The following is a 17,126-nucleotide window of genomic DNA, read 5'->3' on the forward strand; positions in this document are numbered from 1 at the left end:
GAAACAAGTAGGGGAGCTTGTGATGGCGGACACCGCCGAGACCCCGCAGCGCAGTGTGCGCGTGGTGTTGTTCGGGCTCATGATCGCGATGCTGCTCGCGATGCTGGACAACATGATCATCGGCACCGCGATGCCCACCATCGTGGGCGAACTGGGCGGCCTGGAGCACCTGTCGTGGGTGGTCACCGCCTACACGCTCGCCACCGCCGCATCGACGCCCGTCTGGGGCAAGCTCGGCGACCTGTACGGCCGCAAGGGCATCTTCATGTCGTCGATCGTGATCTTCCTGATCGGATCGGCGCTGTCCGGCATGGCGCAGGACATGGGCCAGCTGATCGCCTTCCGCGCCGTCCAGGGCCTGGGCGCCGGCGGTCTGATAGTCGGCGTGATGGCGATCATCGGTGACCTGATCCCGCCGCGGGAGCGCGGCAAGTACCAGGGCATGATGGCCGGCGTCATGGCGGTCGCCATGATCGGCGGCCCGCTCGTCGGCGGCTACATCACCGACAACTGGGGCTGGCGCTGGAGCTTCTACATCAACCTCCCGCTCGGTGTCGTCGCCCTCTTCATGATCTCGGCGGTGCTGCACCTGCCGAAGAAGACCATCAAGACCAGCATCGACTACGTCGGCACGGTGCTGCTGACCGTCGGCATCACCTCGCTCGTCCTGCTCACCACCTGGGGCGGCAACCAGTACGAGTGGGGCTCGCCCCAGATCCTGGGCCTGCTGGTGCTGGGCGTGGCCGCGCTGGCCGCGTTCCTCTACGTGGAGACCCGCGTCGCCGAGCCGGTCATCCCGCTGCACATCTTCCACAGCCGCAACTTCTCGCTGATCTCGGTGATCGGCTTCCTGGTCGGCTTCGTGATGTTCGGCGCGATGACCTTCCTGCCGCTGTTCCAGCAGACCGTCCAGGGCGCCTCGGCGACCAACTCCGGTCTCCTGCTGCTGCCGCTGCTGCTGTCGATGATGGTGGTCTCGCTCATAGCCGGCCGGGTCACCACCCAGACCGGCAAGTACAAGATCTTCCCGATCGTCGGCGGCGGCCTGATGACCGTCGGCCTCTACCTGCTGTCGACGATGGACACCGGCACCACCCGCTTCGTCTCCGGCCTGTGGATGGCCGTGCTCGGCGCGGGCATGGGCTTCCTGATGCAGATCACCATGCTCATCGCCCAGAACAGCGTCGAGATGAAGGACATGGGCGTCGGCTCCTCGTCCTCCACCCTCTTCCGGACGATCGGCGGCTCCTTCGGCGTCGCCCTCTTCGGCGCGATCTTCACCCACCAGGTGCAGAACACGATGACGGACCGCCTCGGCGACGCCGCCGCGGGTGCCGCCTCCGGCGCCGCCCAGCTGGACCCGGCGGGCCTGGCCAGGCTGGCTCCGCCGGTCAAGGACGCCTACCTGCACGCCGTCGCGGGCGGCACGCACCACGTCTTCCTGTGGGGCGCCGCCGTCAGCGTCATCGGCTTCCTGCTCGCCTTCTTCGTCAAGGAGATCCCGCTGCGCTCGGCGCCCACCGTGCCCAGCACGGAGGAGGCGGTCGCCGCGGTCGAGGTGGTCTGAGCCGCCGGCCCACCCCGCCCCATCCGCTGCCGATGCCCGCCCGCAGGTCTTCCGACCCGCGTGCGGGCATCGTCCGTACGCGGGGTCGCGCGCCTGCCCGGGCGCGTCGCGCGGCTACTCCCTCGGCAGCAGCAGCCGGGCGACCGCGCCGCCGCCGTCCGCCACGGGCACGTTGCGGAAGGTGAGGCGGGCGCCCAGGACGCGGGTCTGGCCGGTGGCGATGGTCAGGCCCAGTCCGTGGCCGCTGCCGGCCCGGTCGCTGCTGCCCGTGCGGAAGCGGCTCGGGCCGTCGCGGAGCAGGTCGTCGGGGAAGCCCGGGCCGTGGTCGCGGACCTCCACGTACGGGCCGTCGACGGTGACCTCGATCGGCGGCCGGCCGTGCCGCGCGGCGTTCGCCAGCAGGTTGCCGAGGACCCGCTCCAGCCGGCGCGGATCGGTGCGGACGACGGCGTCCCCGCGTACGGTCACGGTCGCCTCGGGCGCCGCCGCCGCGACCCTGCGCCGCACAAAGTCGCCCAGCGCCACGTCCTGCAGGTCGGCCTGCTCGGCGGCGCCGTCCAGCCGGGCGACCTCCAGCACGTCCTCCACGAGCGTGCGCAGCGCCTGCGCGCGGTCCCTGACCAGTTCCGAGGGGCGCCCCGGCGGCAGCAGCTCGGCCGCCGTGACCAGCCCCGTCACCGGGGTCCGCAGCTCATGGGCGATGTCGGCGGTGACCCGGCGCTCGGCCTCCAGCCGGCCGGCCAGGGCGTCCGCCATGGCGTCCACGGCCCGCGCCAGCTCGTCCGTCTCGTCCCGGACCCGGCCGCCGATCGCGTCGCGCACCCGTACGTTCGTCTCCCCGTCGGCCACCCGGCCCGCCGCCTCGGCGGCCTTGCGCAGCCGCCGCGACAGCTGCCCGCCGATGAGCACGCCCAGCGCCGTACCGCCCACCACGACCGCCGAGGAGCCGATGACCAGCGCCTGGTCCAGGTCCTCCAGGACCGCGAAGCCGTCGGTGAAGGTCGTCTTCAGCGACAGGATCTTGCCGTCCTTGACCGGCGTCGCCGCCCACACCACCGGCGCGCCACCGGAGTTGTCGACGTAGGTGGCCCGCTTGCCCTCGCGGGCCAGCCGCTTCAGCGAGGCCGGCAGGTCCGGGTCGTTGAGCCGGGCGCCGAAGAGGCTCCCCAGCCGCCCGGTGGACTCGTAGATCCGCTGGACGAACCGCACCCGCTCGTCCTGCACGTCCCGGGAGCTGTCGATCATGCTGGCCCGGGCCGCGTTGTGCACCACCAGGCTCAGCACCAGCGCGACCAGCGCCGACACCACGGCGATCGCCACGCAGACCTTCCAGCGCAACCCGATCTTCGGCAGCGGGCGGCCCTTGTTCGCGGCGGGCCTGCCGGGACGTGCGGTCACCGCGTCAGCCCCTGAGCTTGTAGCCGAAGCCGCGCACCGTCTCGATGCGCTCCTGCCCGACCTTCGCCCGCAGCCGCTGCACGTGGACGTCCACGACCCGGGTGTCGCCGCCCCAGTCGTAGTCCCAGACCCGCTCCAGCAGCCGGTCCCTCGACAGCACCGTTCCGGGCGCCGCCGAGAACTCCAGCAGCAGCCGCATCTCCGTGGGGGTCAGCGCGATCCGCTCGCCGGCCCGCCGCACCTCCATCCCCTCCGGGTCCACCTCCAGGTCCCCGAAGGTCAGCACCCCCGCCCCGGCCGCGGGACCGTCCACCGCTGCCACCCGGAAGCGCCGCAGCACCGCCCGCATGCGGGCGGTCAGCACGGCCCCGTCGAACGGCTTGGTCACGTAGTCGTCGGCGCCGGCCTCCAGGCCCAGGACGACGTCGATGGCGTCCGCCCGCGCCGAGAGCATGATCACCGGCACCGTGGACTCGTCCCGGATGCGCCGGCACAGGCTCACCCCGTCCAGGCCCGGCACCATCACGTCCAGCAGCGCCAGGTCCGGCCGCCGCGCGCGGAACGCCGCCAGCCCGGCCAGGCCGTCCTGCACGGCCGTCACCTCGAAGCCGTCCCGCTCCAGCGCCAGCGTGGTCGCCTCGCGGATGACGTCGTCGTCCTCGACGAACAGGACGTGCGTCTCAGCCATGCGGAGCGCTCCCGGTGCTGCCGTCGTCCGTCCCGTAGTCGCGGTGGGAGAAGGAGACCTCCTCGAAGCGGGCGCCGTTCCACCGGTACGTGGTCACGTCCTCGCCCGAGGGGTTGGAGACCGCGTCCTGCGGCGCGTACACCTGGTGGGTCACCTTCAGGACGCCGCCGCTGACCTCGGCGGAGACGGGGGGCTGCTCGTCGGTGAAGACGTTGACGTACGCGCCGCCCACCCGCCGGTAGACGTAGCTGCCGATGCCCACGCTGTCCGCGCAGGTCGAGACGTTCACCACCAGGTCCGCGCCCTGCCCGCCGGTCAGCCGCGCGGTGCGGCGGTCGACCGGGTAGGGCTCCGCGGCGGCCGTCGGACGGGCCCCGGTGACCGCGGACTGCGCGGGGCAGGCCGCCAGGCCGTCCCGGATGTCCCGGGCCACCTTCGGGTCCTGCCGCACCATGTGCACCACGTCCGCGGCGGCCTTCGCGTCCACCGCCCGCGGGTCCGCGGACCGCCCGGCGTCCAGCGGGTGGGCGTCCGCGGCGGGCGGCGGCGCGGAGGGGGAAGGCGGGGCGGCGGAGGCGACCGAGGCGGTGCCCTCCTCGCGCACACCCCCGGCGTCGCGGCAGCTGGTCACGGCGACGAGCGCCCCGCACACCGCGACAGCGGCGGCGGCGGCACCCACCGGGACTACGCTGCGGCGCACACGCCCTCCGTCCTGCCCGTGGCGGGCTCCACGGGCCTCCCGTATCCGTTGCTCTGCCGCTCCAGCTCGGCGCGCAGCCGCGCCAGCGCCCGGTGCAGCGTGCTCTTCACGGTACCCACCGACATGCCCAGCGCGTGCGCCGTCTCCTCCGTGCTGAGCTGCCGGTAGTGGCGCAGCAGCACCACCTGGCGCTGCTTGGGGGCCAGCATGCCGAGGGCGTCCAGCAGCATCGCCCGGTCCGCCCGCTGCTCGGCGCCGTCGTCGACGGAGCCCTCCGGCAGCTCGGGGGTGGGCACCTCCTCCAGCCGGCGGGCGCGCCACCACTCCGTGCGGGTGTTGATCATCACCCGGCGCATGTAGGCGTCGGCCAGGTTCTTGTCGGCGATGTCGCCCCAGCGCGGGTAGGTGCGCGCCAGCGCCGTCTGGACGAGGTCCTGGGCGTCGATCGGGTCCGGCACGAGCCGGCGCGCGCTGCGCAGCAGCGCCTCCTGCCGGTTCCGCACGTACTCCTCGAAGTCCATGACCGGGGCTGTCCCCTGGGCGTTCGCCGCCATGGCGTCCCTCCGTCCGGCGCGCTCGATTACGACCCGGCCGACGCTACGGAGCGGATGTCCGGCTTTGGCGACCGCCGCCGCACAGCGGACCCACAGCCACCCATCGGTTGTGTAACGACGCGGCCGCCGCGGAGGCGCGGCCCTCAGCCGGGCAGCCGGTACAGACCGTCCCGCAGGGGTTCCACCAGGCCGTCGGCGACCAGGCCGTCCAGGGCCCGGGCACGCTGGACGGGCTCGTGCCACACGGCGTCCAGCGCGGCCTGCGGCACCGGCTCCGTGGCCTCCCGCAGCACGGCCAGCAGCCTGCCCCGGACCTGGCGGTCGGTGCCGGCGTACGTCTGGCCGCGGCGCGGCGGGCCGTCGTGCGCGGGGGAGCCGGCCAGCCGCCAGGCGCACTGCCCGGCGATCGGGCAGCGCACGCACTCGGGGCCGCGGGCGGTGCAGATCAGCGCCCCCAGTTCCATCGTGGCCGCGGCCCAGCGGGCGGCGGTGGCCTCGTCGGCGGGGAGCATCCGGTGGGCGACCCGGCGCTCGGCGGCGGTCGTGGCGTTCGGCGGGTACTCGACACCGGTCACGGCACGCGCGAACACCCGGCGCACATTGGTGTCCAGCACCGCGTGCCGCTGACCGTACGCGAAGGAGGCCACCGCGGCGGCCGTGTACTCCCCGACCCCCGGGAGGGCCAGCAACTCGGCGTGCTCCGTGGGCACTTCGCCGCCGTGCAGCTGGGCGATCGCGGTCGCCGCGGCGTGCAGCCGCAGCGCCCGGCGCGGGTAGCCCAGCCGGCCCCAGGCGCGCACCGCCTCGCCGGCGGCCTCCGCGGCGAGGTCGCCCGGGGTGGGCCAGCGCTCCAGCCACTGTCCGTACACCGGCAGGACCCGGCTGACCGGGGTCTGCTGCAGCATGAACTCGCTGACCATGACGCCCCACGCGCCCGCCTCGGGGCGCCGCCACGGCAGGTCCCGGGCGTGGTCGTCGAACCAGTCGATCACGGGCGAGTGCAGCGGGTGGTGGTCGAGGTCGTCGTTCATAGCGCCTTCGATCCTACGTCCCCGGGGGCGCCGCGGCGGGCTGCGCGAACGGGTGAGGGAGTTCCCCGGAACGGAGGGGAGATCTGCTGATCAATCACACAAGTTGCCAGCGTGCCGCGCGTGCCTTGGTCCGATTCATGGGAAACCGCATAAGGTTTGCGCGTGGGCTCTATGCGCAATCCCGTAGGACCTCTCCCGTCCTCCATCTACTGGCGGCGACGGGCGGTTGTGCTGCTCCTGCTGGCGCTGCTCACCGTCCTGGCCGTATGGGCCGTCAATTCCCGTGACGGCGGGGGGAACAGCGCCAACGGGCCGGACGGCCGCACGCCGGCGCCGTCCATCACCCCCGGTCCGTCCGCGAGCGGTCCGCTCAACAGCTCCCGCCCGGGCGGTTCGGTCGGCGGCGGGGGAGGCGACGACGGCGGTGACGCCTCGGACGGCGGCGCGGACGGCGGTACCGGCGACTCCGGTGCCACGGACGGCGGTTCGCAGGGCGCCGACGCGGGCGCCGGCGACGGCGGCGCGGACTCCGGTGCCTCGGGTGCCGCGGGGACGGGCGGCTCCGGCGGCAGCGGCGACGGTAGCGGGAACGGCGGCGGCGGTGGGCAGTTGCCCGCGGGCTCCTCGCTGCCGGACTGCGGTCCGGGTGTCTCGGTGAGCGTGCGCAGCACCGACAACGCCTACGAGCCCGGTGAGCGGCCCCGGTTCACGCTGACCGCGACCAACCCCACCGCAACCGCATGCAAGCTGGACTTCGGCCCGGAGTCCGCGGTGCTGTCCATCACCGACGTGGGCGACCACCACGTGTGGGCCAGCGACGACTGCCCCAGGAGCCGGGCGTCGTACCTGCTGCAGGTCCCGGCGGGCGGTTCGACCTCGTACGACGTCGAGTGGGACCGCCGGACGAGCTCCCCGCAGTGCGCCACGCCCAAGACCCGCACCGCCCCCTACGGCACCTACCTGCTCGAGGTGAAGCTGCCGGGCCGCTCCGCCAAGCAGACGTCCTTCGTCCTGAAGAACGTCTAGGGAGCCCCGGCCGGGCCGGGACGCTCCGGACACCCTGGACGCCGCGGCCTCCGGGGCCCGGGGTCCCTCGGGGTCTCAGACGTAGCGCTCCAGGATCGAGGACTCCGCGAGGCGCGACAGGCCCTCGCGCACGGAGCGGGCCCGGGCCTCGCCGACACCGTCGACGGTCTGCAGGTCGTCCACGCTCGCGGCGAGCAGCTTCTGCAGCCCGCCGAAGTGCTCGACCAGCCGCTCCACGATCGTGTTGGGCAGCCGGGGCACCTTCGCCAGCAGCCGGTACCCGCGCGGCGACACCGCGGAGTCCAGCGCCTCCGGGGAGCCCGCGTAGCCCAGCGCCCTCGCCACGGTGGGGAGTTCGAGCAGCTCGCCCTGGGGCAGCGAGTCCAGCTCGGCGAGCGCCTCGGCGACCGTGCGGCTGCGCTTGGCGGTCGGCTCCGGCACGTAGTCGCGGACGACCAGCTCGCGCTCGGGCTCGACGCCCGCGATCAGCTCGTCCAGCTGCAGGGAGAGCAGCCGGCCGTCGGTGCCCAGCTCGACCACGTACTCCGCGATCTCCGTGGCGATCCGGCGCACCATCTCCAGGCGCTGCGCGACCGCCGTGACGTCCCGGACGGTGACCAGGTCCTCGATCTCCAGGGCGGAGAGCGTGCCGGCGACCTCGTCCAGGCGCAGCTTGTAGCGCTCCAGCGTGGCCAGCGCCTGGTTGGCGCGGGAGAGGATGGCCGCCGAGTCCTCCAGGACGCGGCGCTGCCCGCCCACGTACAGGGCGATCAGCCGCATCGACTGGCTGACGGACACCACGGGGAAGCCGGTCTGGATGGAGACCCGCTGCGCGGTGCGGTGGCGGGTGCCGGTCTCCTCGGTGGGGATGGCCGCGTCCGGCACCAGCTGGACCCCGGCCCGCACGATCTTGGTGATGTCCCGGTCGAGGATGAGGGCGCCGTCGAGCTTGCACAGCTCGCGCAGCCTGGTGGCGCTGAACTCGACGTCCAGCACGAAACCGCCGGTGCACAGCGATTCGACGGTCTTGTCCATGCCCAGCACGATGAGGCCGCCGGTGTTGCCGCGCAGAACCCGCTCGAGGCCGTCCCGAAGGCCCGTGCCGGGGGCGACGGCGCTCAGGGAGGCGCGCATCAGGCCCTCACCGCCGGAGCCCTCGCGACCCCAGGCCTTGCCGGGAGCTGCCGCCCGGTCGTTGGCTGCCACTGCTCTCCTCCGGTCGTACGGATGCCCGGATGGGCGAGACCAGGGCAAAGTTTACCGTCGGAAGGGTCAGGGACGTGGGGCCCTCTTGGGCAGGACGCGCAGGGCGTCCCCTATGTCCGTCACCTCCGTCACCTTCATCCCCGCCGGGATCTTCCCCGGGTCCGGTGGCACGAGGGCGTGGGTGAAGCCCAGCCGGGCCGCCTCCGCGAGCCTGCGCTGTACCCCGGTGACCCTCCTGACCTCGCCCGCCAGGCCCACCTCACCCACCGCGACCAGGTTCTTCGGCAGCGGCGTGTCGATCGCCGCGCTGGCCAGGGCGAGCGCCACCGCCAGGTCGGCGGCCGGCTCCCCGAGCTTCACGCCGCCGACGGTGGCCGTGTAGATGTCCTGCTTGCCGATCGACTTGATCCGGCCCCGCTGCTCCAGCACCGCCAGCATCATCGACACCCGGGAGTTCTCCAGGCCGGAGGTCGTACGGCGCGGGGAGGGGATCTGGGTGTCGACGGTCAGCGCCTGCACCTCGGCGACCAGCGGGCGCTTGCCCTCCAGGGTCACCGTCAGGCACGTGCCGGGGACGGGCTCGTCGCGCCGGGTCAGGAAGAGACCGGACGGGTCGGCCAGGCCCGTGATGCCCTCGTCGTGCAGCTCGAAGCAGCCGACCTCGTCGGTGGCGCCGTAGCGGTTCTTGATGCCCCGGATCAGGCGGAGGCGGGCGTGCCGGTCGCCCTCGAAGGACAGCACCACGTCCACCAGGTGCTCCAGGAGGCGGGGACCCGCGATCGCGCCGTCCTTGGTGACGTGGCCGACGAGCAGCGTCGACATGCCCCGCTCCTTCGACGCGCGGATCAGGGCACCCGCGACCTCGCGCACCTGGGCCATGCCGCCGGGGGCGCCGTCGATCTCCGGCGAGGCGACGGTCTGCACCGAGTCCAGGATCAGCAGGGACGGCTTCACGTCGTCGAGGTGGCCGAGCACGGCCGACAGGTCCGTCTCGGCGGCCAGGAAGAGGTGGTCGGAGAGCGCCCCGATGCGGTCGGCGCGGAGCCGGACCTGCGAGGCGGACTCCTCGCCCGTCACGTACAGCGTCCGGGCCTGCGGGCCGGCGGCCTTCGCCGCCACGTCCAGCAGGAGGGTCGACTTGCCCACGCCGGGCTCGCCGGCGAGCAGCACCACGGCCCCGGGCACCAGCCCGCCGCCCAGGACCCGGTCCAGCTCCGGCACGCCCGTGCCGCGCGCGGTGGCCTGGCGCCCGTCCACCTGGCCGATCGGCTTGGCGGGCGTGGTCACCCGGCCCGCCGCGGTCGTCCGCACCGGCGACGCGCCGCCGTACTCCTCGACCGTCCCCCACGCCTGGCACTCGCCGCAGCGGCCGAGCCACTTGGCCGTCGTCCAGCCGCACTCCGTGCAGCGGTACGACGGACGGTCCTTGGAAGCGGGGCGGGTACGGGCAGCCATGTGCCGCACGCTATCGGGTGCCACCGACAACGCGGCGCCGCCCCGGGCGCGGACGTCTGCCGTCCGCTCCGGAAAAGGCTCGCGCACCTGGCCGGAGGGGTCACCCGGGGGAGTGAGCGGCGTGTGCTCTTTCGGGCGGGATCACCACCCATTTGGATTAAAGCCCGCCGTGATGCCTGAGGGCGTACGGGTCGTGGTCCTACCGTCACGGAGTGATGAGCAGCAGGTCTGACACACCCTCCCAGACAACCGGCGCGCACCGCCGACACCGCGCGCCGGTCCAGCGTGGCCGCTCCGCGCCGGGGGCCACCGGGTCCCCGGCGCGGCGGCGGCCGCGCCCGCAGGGGACCCTGCCCGCGCAGCCGCCGGCCCACTACGAGCCGTACCTGGACGGGCTGTTCACCTACTGCCTCTCGGTGCTGTGCGAGCACGACTCCGCCGCCGCCGCCCTCGGCGACGTGCTGGCCGTGGCCGAGCGCCAGCGCGCCCGGCTGCGCGACCCGGAGCTGCGCAGGCCCTGGCTGTACGCGCTGGCCCGCTGGGCCTGCCTGCGCACCCTGGCCGAGGGCCGCCCGGTGTCGGTGCAGGCCACCGCGGACGTCGCCGCCCGCAGGCGCGGCGAACTGGCGGCACTGGCCTGGCCCGAGGCGGCCGGCACCACCCCCGAGCAGCGCGAGGCGCTGGAACTCGCCGTCCGGCACCAGCTGGCCCCGCACGAGGTGGCCCTGGTCGTCGGACGGGAGCCGGACGCCACGCGGGCGCTGCTCGCCCAGGCGGCCTGCGAGGTGGAGCGCACCCGGGCGGCCCTCGCCGTGGTCGAGCTCGGCAGCTGCGCGGCCGTCGCCCGGCTCGCCGGTGACGCCCGGGTGCTGCTGGGCTCGGCGCTCCGCCGCGAGCTGGTGACCCACGTCGACGTCTGCCCGCACTGCCGGGTCACGGCCGAGCGCGCCGTGGCGACGGGCCCCTGGCCGGGCCTGGCCACCACCGCCGCCACGGCCGTGCTGTCGACGGTCGAGGCCCCCCGCTCCGCCGCGTACGCCGCCCTGCTGCACGCCATGCGGGGCGGCGTCGGCCGCGCCCGCCAGGGCACCCCGCGCTTCGACCGGCACGGCTTCCCGATGGACCTCAAGGAACGGATGGCGCGGCGGGCCCGGATGCGGCACCGCGCGGTGACCTCCACGGTCGTCGCGGCCGTCGTCGCGGCGCCGGTGCTGGCGCTGTGGGCGGCGTACCACGGCGCGCCGCTGGCCCCCGAGCACAAGGGGGAAGGTTCCTTCAGCGCCGGCGAGGGCCTCGACGGCGTGCAGTACGAGAAGGCGGGCGTCGCGGGCGCGGCCGACGCGCGCGGGCGGTCCAACCGCGGCCAGGGCCGCCTGTCGGTCTCCGTCGTCTCCGCCGCCCCCTCGGCGTCCGCCGCCGCCTCCGCCCCGGCGGGGGCCCGCGGCTCCGCCTCGCCGTCCGGCGACCTCGCGGACGGCGAGGACCGTTCGGCGCCCCGCCCGGGCCGGCTGCTGGTGGAGGCCCGCTCGCGCGGTCACGTCACCGTCGTCACCCTCACCGCCGAGGGCGCGGCACCGGTGCGCTGGCGGGCGGCCACCTCCGAGCCGTGGGTGCGGCTCCGCCGCAGCCACGGCAGGCTCCGCCCCGGCGAGAGCATGACGCTGACGGTCTCCGTGGACCGCTCGCGCGAGCCCGAGGGGCCCTGGGCGGCACGCATCTGGTTCGACCCGTCGGGTGCCGTCGTCACGATCGAGGGGCGGGGGAGGCCGCAGTCGTCGCCCTCCCCGGACCCCTCGCCGAGCCCGTCCGACCCCGGCCCGTCACCGAGCGACCCGCACCCGCCGAGCCAGAGCCCCTCGGGTTCCCCGTCCTCCGCCGCCGACGAGGGCCAGGGCCAGGGCCACGCCGGCGAGTAGGCGGCCGGGTGACGGCACGGCCTACCCGGCGTCCTCGCTCCGGCCGCGCGGGTCCGGCGTCGACGGGTCCGCGGGATGCGGCGCCATCGGCAGCAGCGAGGCGAGCCGCTGCTCGCACAGCTCGACGAGCCGTTCGTAGGCCGGCCGTCCCATCAGCTCCGTGAGCTCCGCCCGGTACGAGACGTACACCGGATCGCCCGCGCCGTGCGCGGACCGCGCGCCCGTGCACCACCAGTGCAGGTCGTGGCCGCCCGGGCCCCAGCCGCGCCGGTCGTACTCGCCGATCGAGATCATCAGCACCCGGGTGTCGTCGGGGCGGTCCACCCAGTCGTACGTCCGCCGGATCGGCAGCTGCCAGCACACGTCCGGCTTGGTCTCCAACGGCTCGCGGCCCTCCTTGAGCGCGAGCGTGTGCAGCGCGCAGCCGGCGCCCGCCGGGAAGCCCGGGCGGTTGAGGAAGATGCAGGCGCCCTGGTGCCGCCGGGTCTGCCGGTCGCCGTCCTCGTTGACCTCGGCCCAGCCGTCCTCCTCGCCGACCCCGTGGAACTGCCACAGTTCCGGGGTGAGCCGCTCCACGTGCCGTGCGACGCGCTTCTCGTCGTCGTCGTCCGAGAAGTGCGCGCCGAGGGTGCAGCAGCCGTCGCTCGCCCGGCCCGCCTGGATGCCCTCGCAGCCCCGGCCGAAGACGCAGTTCCACCGTGAGGTGAGCCACGTCAGGTCGCACCGGAAGACCTGTTCCTCGTCCGCCGGATCGGGGAACTCGACCCACGCGCGCGGGAAATCGAGCCCGACCTCGTCCGACACGTCCGGGTGATGCTGCCGCTTCGTCGCCTTTTTCACCTTCGCCACGATGTCAGGGTAAGCATGTGAAGCTTCTCGAGTGGTCACCCGCGCACGTGCCCATACCCCGCATGTCCCCGGTCCGGGTCCGGCGCAGTAGCGTGCCGGGCATGAGACTCGGTGTCCTCGACGTGGGTTCGAATACCGTCCACCTTCTGGTCATGGACGCGCACCCCGGCGCGCGTCCGCTCCCGGCGTACTCCCACAAGGCGGAGCTGCGGCTGGCGGAGCTGCTGGACGAGGACGGCGCGATCCGCGAGGACGGCGTGCGGCGGCTGGTCGCCCAGGTCGCCGAGGCCCTGGTCGTCGCCGAGGACAAGGGCGTCGAGGACGTCCTGCCGTTCGCCACCAGCGCGGTGCGCGAGGCCGCCAACGGCGAGCAGGTGCTCGCCCGGGTCGCCGCCGAGACCGGGGTCAACCTGACCGTGCTGTCCGGGGAGGACGAGGCACGGCTCACCTTCCTCGCCGCCCGCCGCTGGTTCGGCTGGTCCTCCGGCCGGCTGCTCATGCTGGACATCGGCGGCGGCTCCCTGGAGATCGCGTACGGCATGGACGAGGACCCGGACGCCGCCGTCTCCCTGCCGCTCGGCGCCGGCCGGCTCACCAGCGGCTGGCTGCCCGGCGACCCGCCCGCCGCCGACGACGTGCGCGGCCTGCGCAAGCACGTGCGCGCCGAGATCGCCCGCACCGTCGCGGAGTTCAGCCGGCTCGGCGCGCCCGACCACGTGGTGGGCACCTCCAAGACCTTCAAGCAGCTGGCCCGGATCGCCGGCGCGGCGCGCTCCGCCGAGGGCCTGTACGTACAGCGCACCCTCAGCCGCAAGGCGCTGGCGGAGTGGGTGCCGCGGCTGGCCGCCATGACCGAGGGCGCCCGCCGGGAACTCCCGGGCGTGTCGGAGGGCCGGGCCCGGCAGTTGCTGGCCGGGGCGCTGGTCGCGGACGCGGCGATGGACCTGTACGGGGTCACGGAGCTGGAGGTCTGCCCGTGGGCGCTGCGCGAGGGCGTCATCCTGCGCCGCCTCGACCTGATGACGAGCGACCGGGGCTGAGACGGCGCACGCGGTGCGGCCGCCCCGCGGCCCCCACGCCCCGCGCGTGTCGATCGCGTCACGTCGGCCGGGTGCGATGTGCCGTTCGGCCGACCGGCCGCCGTACGCTGTTCCCCGTGGCAGCCCCTGACCCTGTGGACCCGAACGGACACACCGTGCGCGTACCGGACGCGAAGGTCGCGCTGTCCACGGCCTCGGTCTACCCCGAGTCCACGGCGACGGCCTTCGAGATCGCGGCCCGGCTGGGCTACGACGGCGTCGAGGTGATGGTGTGGACCGACCCGGTCAGCCAGGACATCGAGGCGCTGCGCCGGCTGTCGGACTACCACGCCATCCCGATCCTGGCCGTGCACGCCCCCTGCCTGCTGATCACCCAGCGGGTCTGGTCGACCGACCCGTGGGTGAAGCTGCAGCGGGCCCGGGCGGCGGCGGAGAAGCTGGGCGCCTCGACCGTGGTCGTCCACCCGCCGTTCCGCTGGCAGCGCAGCTACGCGCGGGAGTTCGTCAGCGGCATCTGGCGGATGGCGGACGAGACCGACGTGCGGTTCGCCGTCGAGAACATGTACCCGTGGCGCTACCGCGACCGGGAGATGCTCGCCTACGCCCCCGACTGGGACCCGACCAAGGACGACTACCGGCACTTCACCATCGACCTGTCGCACACCGCCACGGCCAGGACGGAGACGCTGGAGATGCTCGACCGCATGGGCGACCGGCTCGGCCACGTCCACCTGGCCGACGGCAGCGGCTCCGGCAAGGACGAGCACCTGGTGCCCGGACGCGGCAAGCAGCCCTGCGCGCAGGTGCTGGAGGGCCTGGCGGCGCGCGGCTTCGACGGCCACGTCGTGATCGAGGTCAACACCCGGCGTGCGATGTCGGCCGCCGAGCGCGAGGCGGACCTCGCCGAGGCACTGGCGTTCACCCGGCTGCACCTGGCCGCGGCCGCCCGGGTGCGCTGATGGTCCCGGACGGCGACGCCGGCAGGCGCGGCCGCGGCCGGCCCGCGGGAAGCCGCTCGGGCACCCCCGAGACCCGCGACCGGATCCTCGCCGCCGCCCGCCAGGAGTTCTCCGCCCACGGCTACGACCGGACCTCGATCCGCTCCATCGCCAAGTCCGCGGGCGTGGACTCGGCGCTGGTCCACCACTACTTCGGGGCGAAGGAGCAGGTCTTCGCGGCCTCCATCGAGTTGAGCTTCGAGCCCGCCTTCGGCGTCCCCGACGTCCTCGCGGCCGGCCCCGAGGGCGTCGGCGAGCGGCTGGCCCGCTTCTTCGTCACCGTCTGGGAGAACCCGGTCTCCCGGGCCCCCATGCTGGCGATCCTCCGCTCCGCCGTGACCAACGACACGGCCGCCGGCGTGCTGCGCGGCATCGTCCTGCGGCGGCTGCTGGAACGCGTCGCGTCGGAGCTGGAGGTCCCCGACCCGAGGCTGCGCGCGGAACTCGCGGGCGCCCAGATGATCGGGCTCGCGATGATGCGCTACGTCATCAGGATCGAGCCGCTGGCGTCGGCGGACATGGAGGAGGTCGTCGCCCTCGTGGCGCCGACGCTCCAGCGCTACCTGACCGATCCGGGACCCGTCACGGGCTGAGCCCGCACCGCGGCCCGAGGGCCACAATGGGAGGGAGCGGTTCCGGTGCGTCGCCGGCCCCGCGGCGGACCCGCGGCGGCCGGTACCGGATGCCATCCAGAGCGTGGACTCGCCGTCCGCGATACGGACACGCCGCCGGGTGCCACGGCCGGGGGCGTACGCTCGAAGGCTCCAAGGATGGAAACGTAGGGAGTGGTCCCCGTGCCCGAGCTGAGGTCCCGCACAGTCACCCACGGCCGCAACATGGCGGGCGCCCGTGCCCTCATGCGGGCCTCGGGCGTAGCGAGCGAGGACATCGGCAAGCCGATCGTCGCGGTGGCCAACAGCTTCACGGAGTTCGTGCCCGGGCACACCCACCTGCAGCCCGTCGGCCGCATCGTCAGCGAGGCGATCAAGGCCGCGGGCGCCGTGCCGCGCGAGTTCAACACGATCGCCGTCGACGACGGCATCGCCATGGGCCACGGCGGCATGCTCTACTCGCTGCCCTCCCGCGACCTGATCGCCGACTCCGTCGAGTACATGGTCGAGGCGCACTGCGCCGACGCGCTGATCTGCATCTCCAACTGCGACAAGATCACCCCGGGCATGCTGATGGCCGCCCTGCGCCTCAACATCCCCACCGTCTTCGTCTCCGGCGGCCCCATGGAGGCCGGCCGCGCCACCCTCGTCGACGGCACCGTCCGCACGCTCGACCTGATCGACGCGATCGCCGACGCCGTCAACGACAAGATCTCCGACGAGGACATCCTCCGCATCGAGGAGAACGCCTGTCCCACCTGCGGCTCGTGTTCCGGCATGTTCACCGCCAACTCGATGAACTGCCTCACCGAGGCGATGGGCCTGTCGCTGCCCGGCAACGGCTCGGTCCTGGCCACCCACACCGCCCGCAAGGCGCTGTACGAGGACGCCGGCCGCACCGTCGTCGACCTCACCCGCCGCTACTACGAGCAGGACGACGAGTCCGTCCTGCCGCGCTCCGTCGCCACCTTCGCGGCCTTCGAGAACGCCATGGCCCTGGACATCGCCATGGGCGGCTCGACCAACACGATCCTCCACCTGCTCGCCGCGGCCCAGGAGGCCGGCGTCCCCTTCGGCCTCACCGACATCGACGCCGTCTCGCGCCGCGTGCCCTGCCTGGCCAAGGTGGCGCCCAACGTCGCGAAGGACCGCACGTACTACATGGAGGACGTGCACCGCGCCGGCGGCATCCCCGCCCTGCTGGGCGAGCTCCACCGCGGCGGCCTGCTCAACGAGGACGTCCACGCCGTCCACTCCCCGTCGCTGGCCGACTGGCTCAAGACCTGGGACGTGCGCGGCGGCTCCCCCTCCGCCGAGGCCGAGGAACTCTGGCACGCCGCCCCGGGCTGCGTCCGCTCCGCCGAGGCCTTCTCCCAGTCCGAGCGCTGGGAGGCCCTCGACACCGACGCCGCCGGGGGCTGCATCCGCTCCGTCGAGCACGCCTACTCCAAGGACGGCGGCCTGGCCGTGCTCCACGGCAACCTCGCCGTCGACGGCTGCGTGGTGAAGACCGCCGGCGTCGACGAGTCCATCTGGACCTTCGAGGGGCCGGCCGTGGTCTGCGAGTCCCAGGAGGAGGCCGTCGACAAGATCCTCCGCAAGGAGATCACGGAGGGCGACGTCGTCGTCATCCGCTACGAGGGCCCCAAGGGCGGTCCCGGCATGCAGGAGATGCTCTACCCGACGTCCTTCCTCAAGGGCCGCGGCCTCGGCAAGAGCTGCGCCCTGATCACCGACGGCCGCTTCTCCGGCGGCACTTCGGGGCTCTCGATCGGCCACGCCTCCCCCGAGGCGGCCTCCGGCGGCACGATCGCGCTGGTCGAGGACGGGGACCGGATCCGCATCGACATCCCGGGCCGCAGCATCGAACTCCTCGTCCCCGAGGAGGAACTGACCGCCCGCCGCACCGCGCTCGGCGGCGCGTACGCCCCCAAGGCCCGCGACCGCAAGGTCTCCCTGGCCCTCAAGGCCTACGCCGCGATGGCCACCAGCGCGGACAAGGGCGCCGTCCGCGACGTCTCCAAGCTCGAGGGCTGACCCCGGCCCCCGGACACGGGGCCCCGTCGTCGTCCCCAGGGACCCCTTCC

15 protein-coding genes are annotated in these 17,126 nt (G+C 74.1%); 7 read left to right on the plus strand and 8 right to left on the minus strand.

Annotated features, from left to right (window positions below):
* The first annotated feature begins 22 nt into the window (after positions 1 to 22).
* On the plus strand, positions 23 to 1,567 hold the full coding sequence (locus tag ACZ7MY_RS40695; protein ID WP_499610840.1) for an MDR family MFS transporter: 1,545 nt from the start codon (positions 23 to 25) through the stop codon (positions 1,565 to 1,567).
* A gap of 114 nt (positions 1,568 to 1,681) precedes the next feature.
* Here ACZ7MY_RS40695 and ACZ7MY_RS40700 read toward each other — a convergent pair whose 3' ends face one another.
* From ACZ7MY_RS40700 to ACZ7MY_RS40720, 5 genes are all read right to left on the minus strand, one after another.
* Positions 1,682 to 2,965, minus strand: a complete 1,284-nt coding sequence (locus ACZ7MY_RS40700; RefSeq protein ID WP_499610845.1) for a sensor histidine kinase — start codon at positions 2,963 to 2,965, stop codon at positions 1,682 to 1,684.
* Positions 2,966 to 2,969: 4 nt separating this feature from the next.
* Positions 2,970 to 3,653 (minus strand): two-component system response regulator CseB, encoded by a 684-nt coding sequence (gene cseB / locus ACZ7MY_RS40705; protein WP_499610848.1) that lies wholly within the window; start codon positions 3,651 to 3,653, stop codon positions 2,970 to 2,972.
* Entirely contained in the window at positions 3,646 to 4,353 is a 708-nt protein-coding gene (locus ACZ7MY_RS40710) for a hypothetical protein (protein ID WP_499610851.1), read from the minus strand. Before ACZ7MY_RS40710 ends, cseB begins: the two co-directional genes overlap by 8 nt.
* Positions 4,338 to 4,907 carry a SigE family RNA polymerase sigma factor gene (locus ACZ7MY_RS40715; RefSeq protein ID WP_499610854.1) on the minus strand — a complete coding sequence of 190 codons (570 nt, stop codon included), beginning with the start codon at positions 4,905 to 4,907 and terminating at the stop codon, positions 4,338 to 4,340. Before ACZ7MY_RS40715 ends, ACZ7MY_RS40710 begins: the two co-directional genes overlap by 16 nt.
* A gap of 143 nt (positions 4,908 to 5,050) precedes the next feature.
* Positions 5,051 to 5,938, minus strand: coding sequence for an HhH-GPD family protein (locus ACZ7MY_RS40720; RefSeq protein WP_499610857.1), 888 nt, complete (start codon positions 5,936 to 5,938; stop codon positions 5,051 to 5,053).
* Positions 5,939 to 6,109: 171 nt separating this feature from the next.
* Here ACZ7MY_RS40720 and ACZ7MY_RS40725 point away from each other — a divergent pair, with 171 nt between their 5' ends.
* The gene (locus tag ACZ7MY_RS40725; RefSeq protein WP_499610860.1) at positions 6,110 to 6,964 is read left to right on the plus strand and encodes a hypothetical protein; all 855 of its coding nucleotides are present in this window, start codon (positions 6,110 to 6,112) and stop codon (positions 6,962 to 6,964) included.
* Between the two features lie 75 nt (positions 6,965 to 7,039).
* Here ACZ7MY_RS40725 and disA read toward each other — a convergent pair whose 3' ends face one another.
* Together disA and radA are read right to left on the minus strand one after the other, a co-directional pair.
* Positions 7,040 to 8,170: a DNA integrity scanning diadenylate cyclase DisA gene (disA, locus tag ACZ7MY_RS40730; RefSeq protein WP_499610862.1), complete on the minus strand. Its 1,131-nt coding sequence runs from the start codon at positions 8,168 to 8,170 to the stop codon at positions 7,040 to 7,042.
* Positions 8,171 to 8,236: 66 nt separating this feature from the next.
* On the minus strand, positions 8,237 to 9,625 hold the full coding sequence (gene radA / locus ACZ7MY_RS40735; RefSeq protein ID WP_499610865.1) for a DNA repair protein RadA: 1,389 nt from the start codon (positions 9,623 to 9,625) through the stop codon (positions 8,237 to 8,239).
* A 215-nt stretch (positions 9,626 to 9,840) separates the two neighbouring features.
* Between radA and ACZ7MY_RS40740 the strand changes: the two genes are divergently transcribed.
* On the plus strand, positions 9,841 to 11,541 hold the full coding sequence (locus tag ACZ7MY_RS40740) for an RNA polymerase sigma factor (RefSeq protein WP_499610868.1): 1,701 nt from the start codon (positions 9,841 to 9,843) through the stop codon (positions 11,539 to 11,541).
* Positions 11,542 to 11,562: 21 nt separating this feature from the next.
* On the opposite strand, the gene ACZ7MY_RS40745 is transcribed toward ACZ7MY_RS40740, so the two are convergent.
* Positions 11,563 to 12,390 carry a DUF3109 family protein gene (locus tag ACZ7MY_RS40745; protein WP_499610871.1) on the minus strand — a complete coding sequence of 276 codons (828 nt, stop codon included), beginning with the start codon at positions 12,388 to 12,390 and terminating at the stop codon, positions 11,563 to 11,565.
* A 101-nt stretch (positions 12,391 to 12,491) separates the two neighbouring features.
* Here ACZ7MY_RS40745 and ACZ7MY_RS40750 point away from each other — a divergent pair, with 101 nt between their 5' ends.
* From ACZ7MY_RS40750 to ilvD, 4 genes are all read left to right on the plus strand, one after another.
* Complete coding sequence (locus tag ACZ7MY_RS40750) at positions 12,492 to 13,430, plus strand: Ppx/GppA family phosphatase (RefSeq protein WP_499610873.1); 939 nt, start codon at positions 12,492 to 12,494, stop codon at positions 13,428 to 13,430.
* 155 nt (positions 13,431 to 13,585) lie between these two features.
* Positions 13,586 to 14,389 carry a sugar phosphate isomerase/epimerase family protein gene (locus ACZ7MY_RS40755; RefSeq protein ID WP_499610906.1) on the plus strand — a complete coding sequence of 268 codons (804 nt, stop codon included), beginning with the start codon at positions 13,586 to 13,588 and terminating at the stop codon, positions 14,387 to 14,389.
* Entirely contained in the window at positions 14,389 to 15,021 is a 633-nt protein-coding gene (locus tag ACZ7MY_RS40760; protein ID WP_499610876.1) for a TetR/AcrR family transcriptional regulator, read from the plus strand. The genes ACZ7MY_RS40755 and ACZ7MY_RS40760 overlap by 1 nt, the downstream gene beginning before the upstream one ends.
* A 201-nt stretch (positions 15,022 to 15,222) precedes the next feature.
* Positions 15,223 to 17,076, plus strand: coding sequence for a dihydroxy-acid dehydratase (ilvD, locus tag ACZ7MY_RS40765; protein ID WP_499610878.1), 1,854 nt, complete (start codon positions 15,223 to 15,225; stop codon positions 17,074 to 17,076).
* Positions 17,077 to 17,126 lie beyond the last annotated feature (50 nt).

The organism is Streptomyces sp. NPDC111520, from assembly GCF_055635295.1.

Excerpts from the sequence above, each read along its gene's own strand:
- radA (WP_499610865.1), bottom strand. The coding sequence starts at position 9,625 with ATGGCTGCCCGTACCCGCCCCGCTTCCAAGGACCGTCCGTCGTACCGC.
- ACZ7MY_RS40715 (WP_499610854.1), bottom strand. The coding sequence starts at position 4,907 with ATGGCGGCGAACGCCCAGGGGACAGCCCCGGTCATGGACTTCGAGGAG.
- ACZ7MY_RS40760 (WP_499610876.1), top strand. The coding sequence starts at position 14,389 with ATGGTCCCGGACGGCGACGCCGGCAGGCGCGGCCGCGGCCGGCCCGCG.
- ACZ7MY_RS40740 (WP_499610868.1), top strand. The coding sequence starts at position 9,841 with ATGAGCAGCAGGTCTGACACACCCTCCCAGACAACCGGCGCGCACCGC.
- ACZ7MY_RS40750 (WP_499610873.1), top strand. The coding sequence starts at position 12,492 with ATGAGACTCGGTGTCCTCGACGTGGGTTCGAATACCGTCCACCTTCTG.
- ACZ7MY_RS40695 (WP_499610840.1), top strand. The coding sequence starts at position 23 with ATGGCGGACACCGCCGAGACCCCGCAGCGCAGTGTGCGCGTGGTGTTG.
- ACZ7MY_RS40720 (WP_499610857.1), bottom strand. The coding sequence starts at position 5,938 with ATGAACGACGACCTCGACCACCACCCGCTGCACTCGCCCGTGATCGAC.
- ACZ7MY_RS40725 (WP_499610860.1), top strand. The coding sequence starts at position 6,110 with ATGCGCAATCCCGTAGGACCTCTCCCGTCCTCCATCTACTGGCGGCGA.
- cseB (WP_499610848.1), bottom strand. The coding sequence starts at position 3,653 with ATGGCTGAGACGCACGTCCTGTTCGTCGAGGACGACGACGTCATCCGC.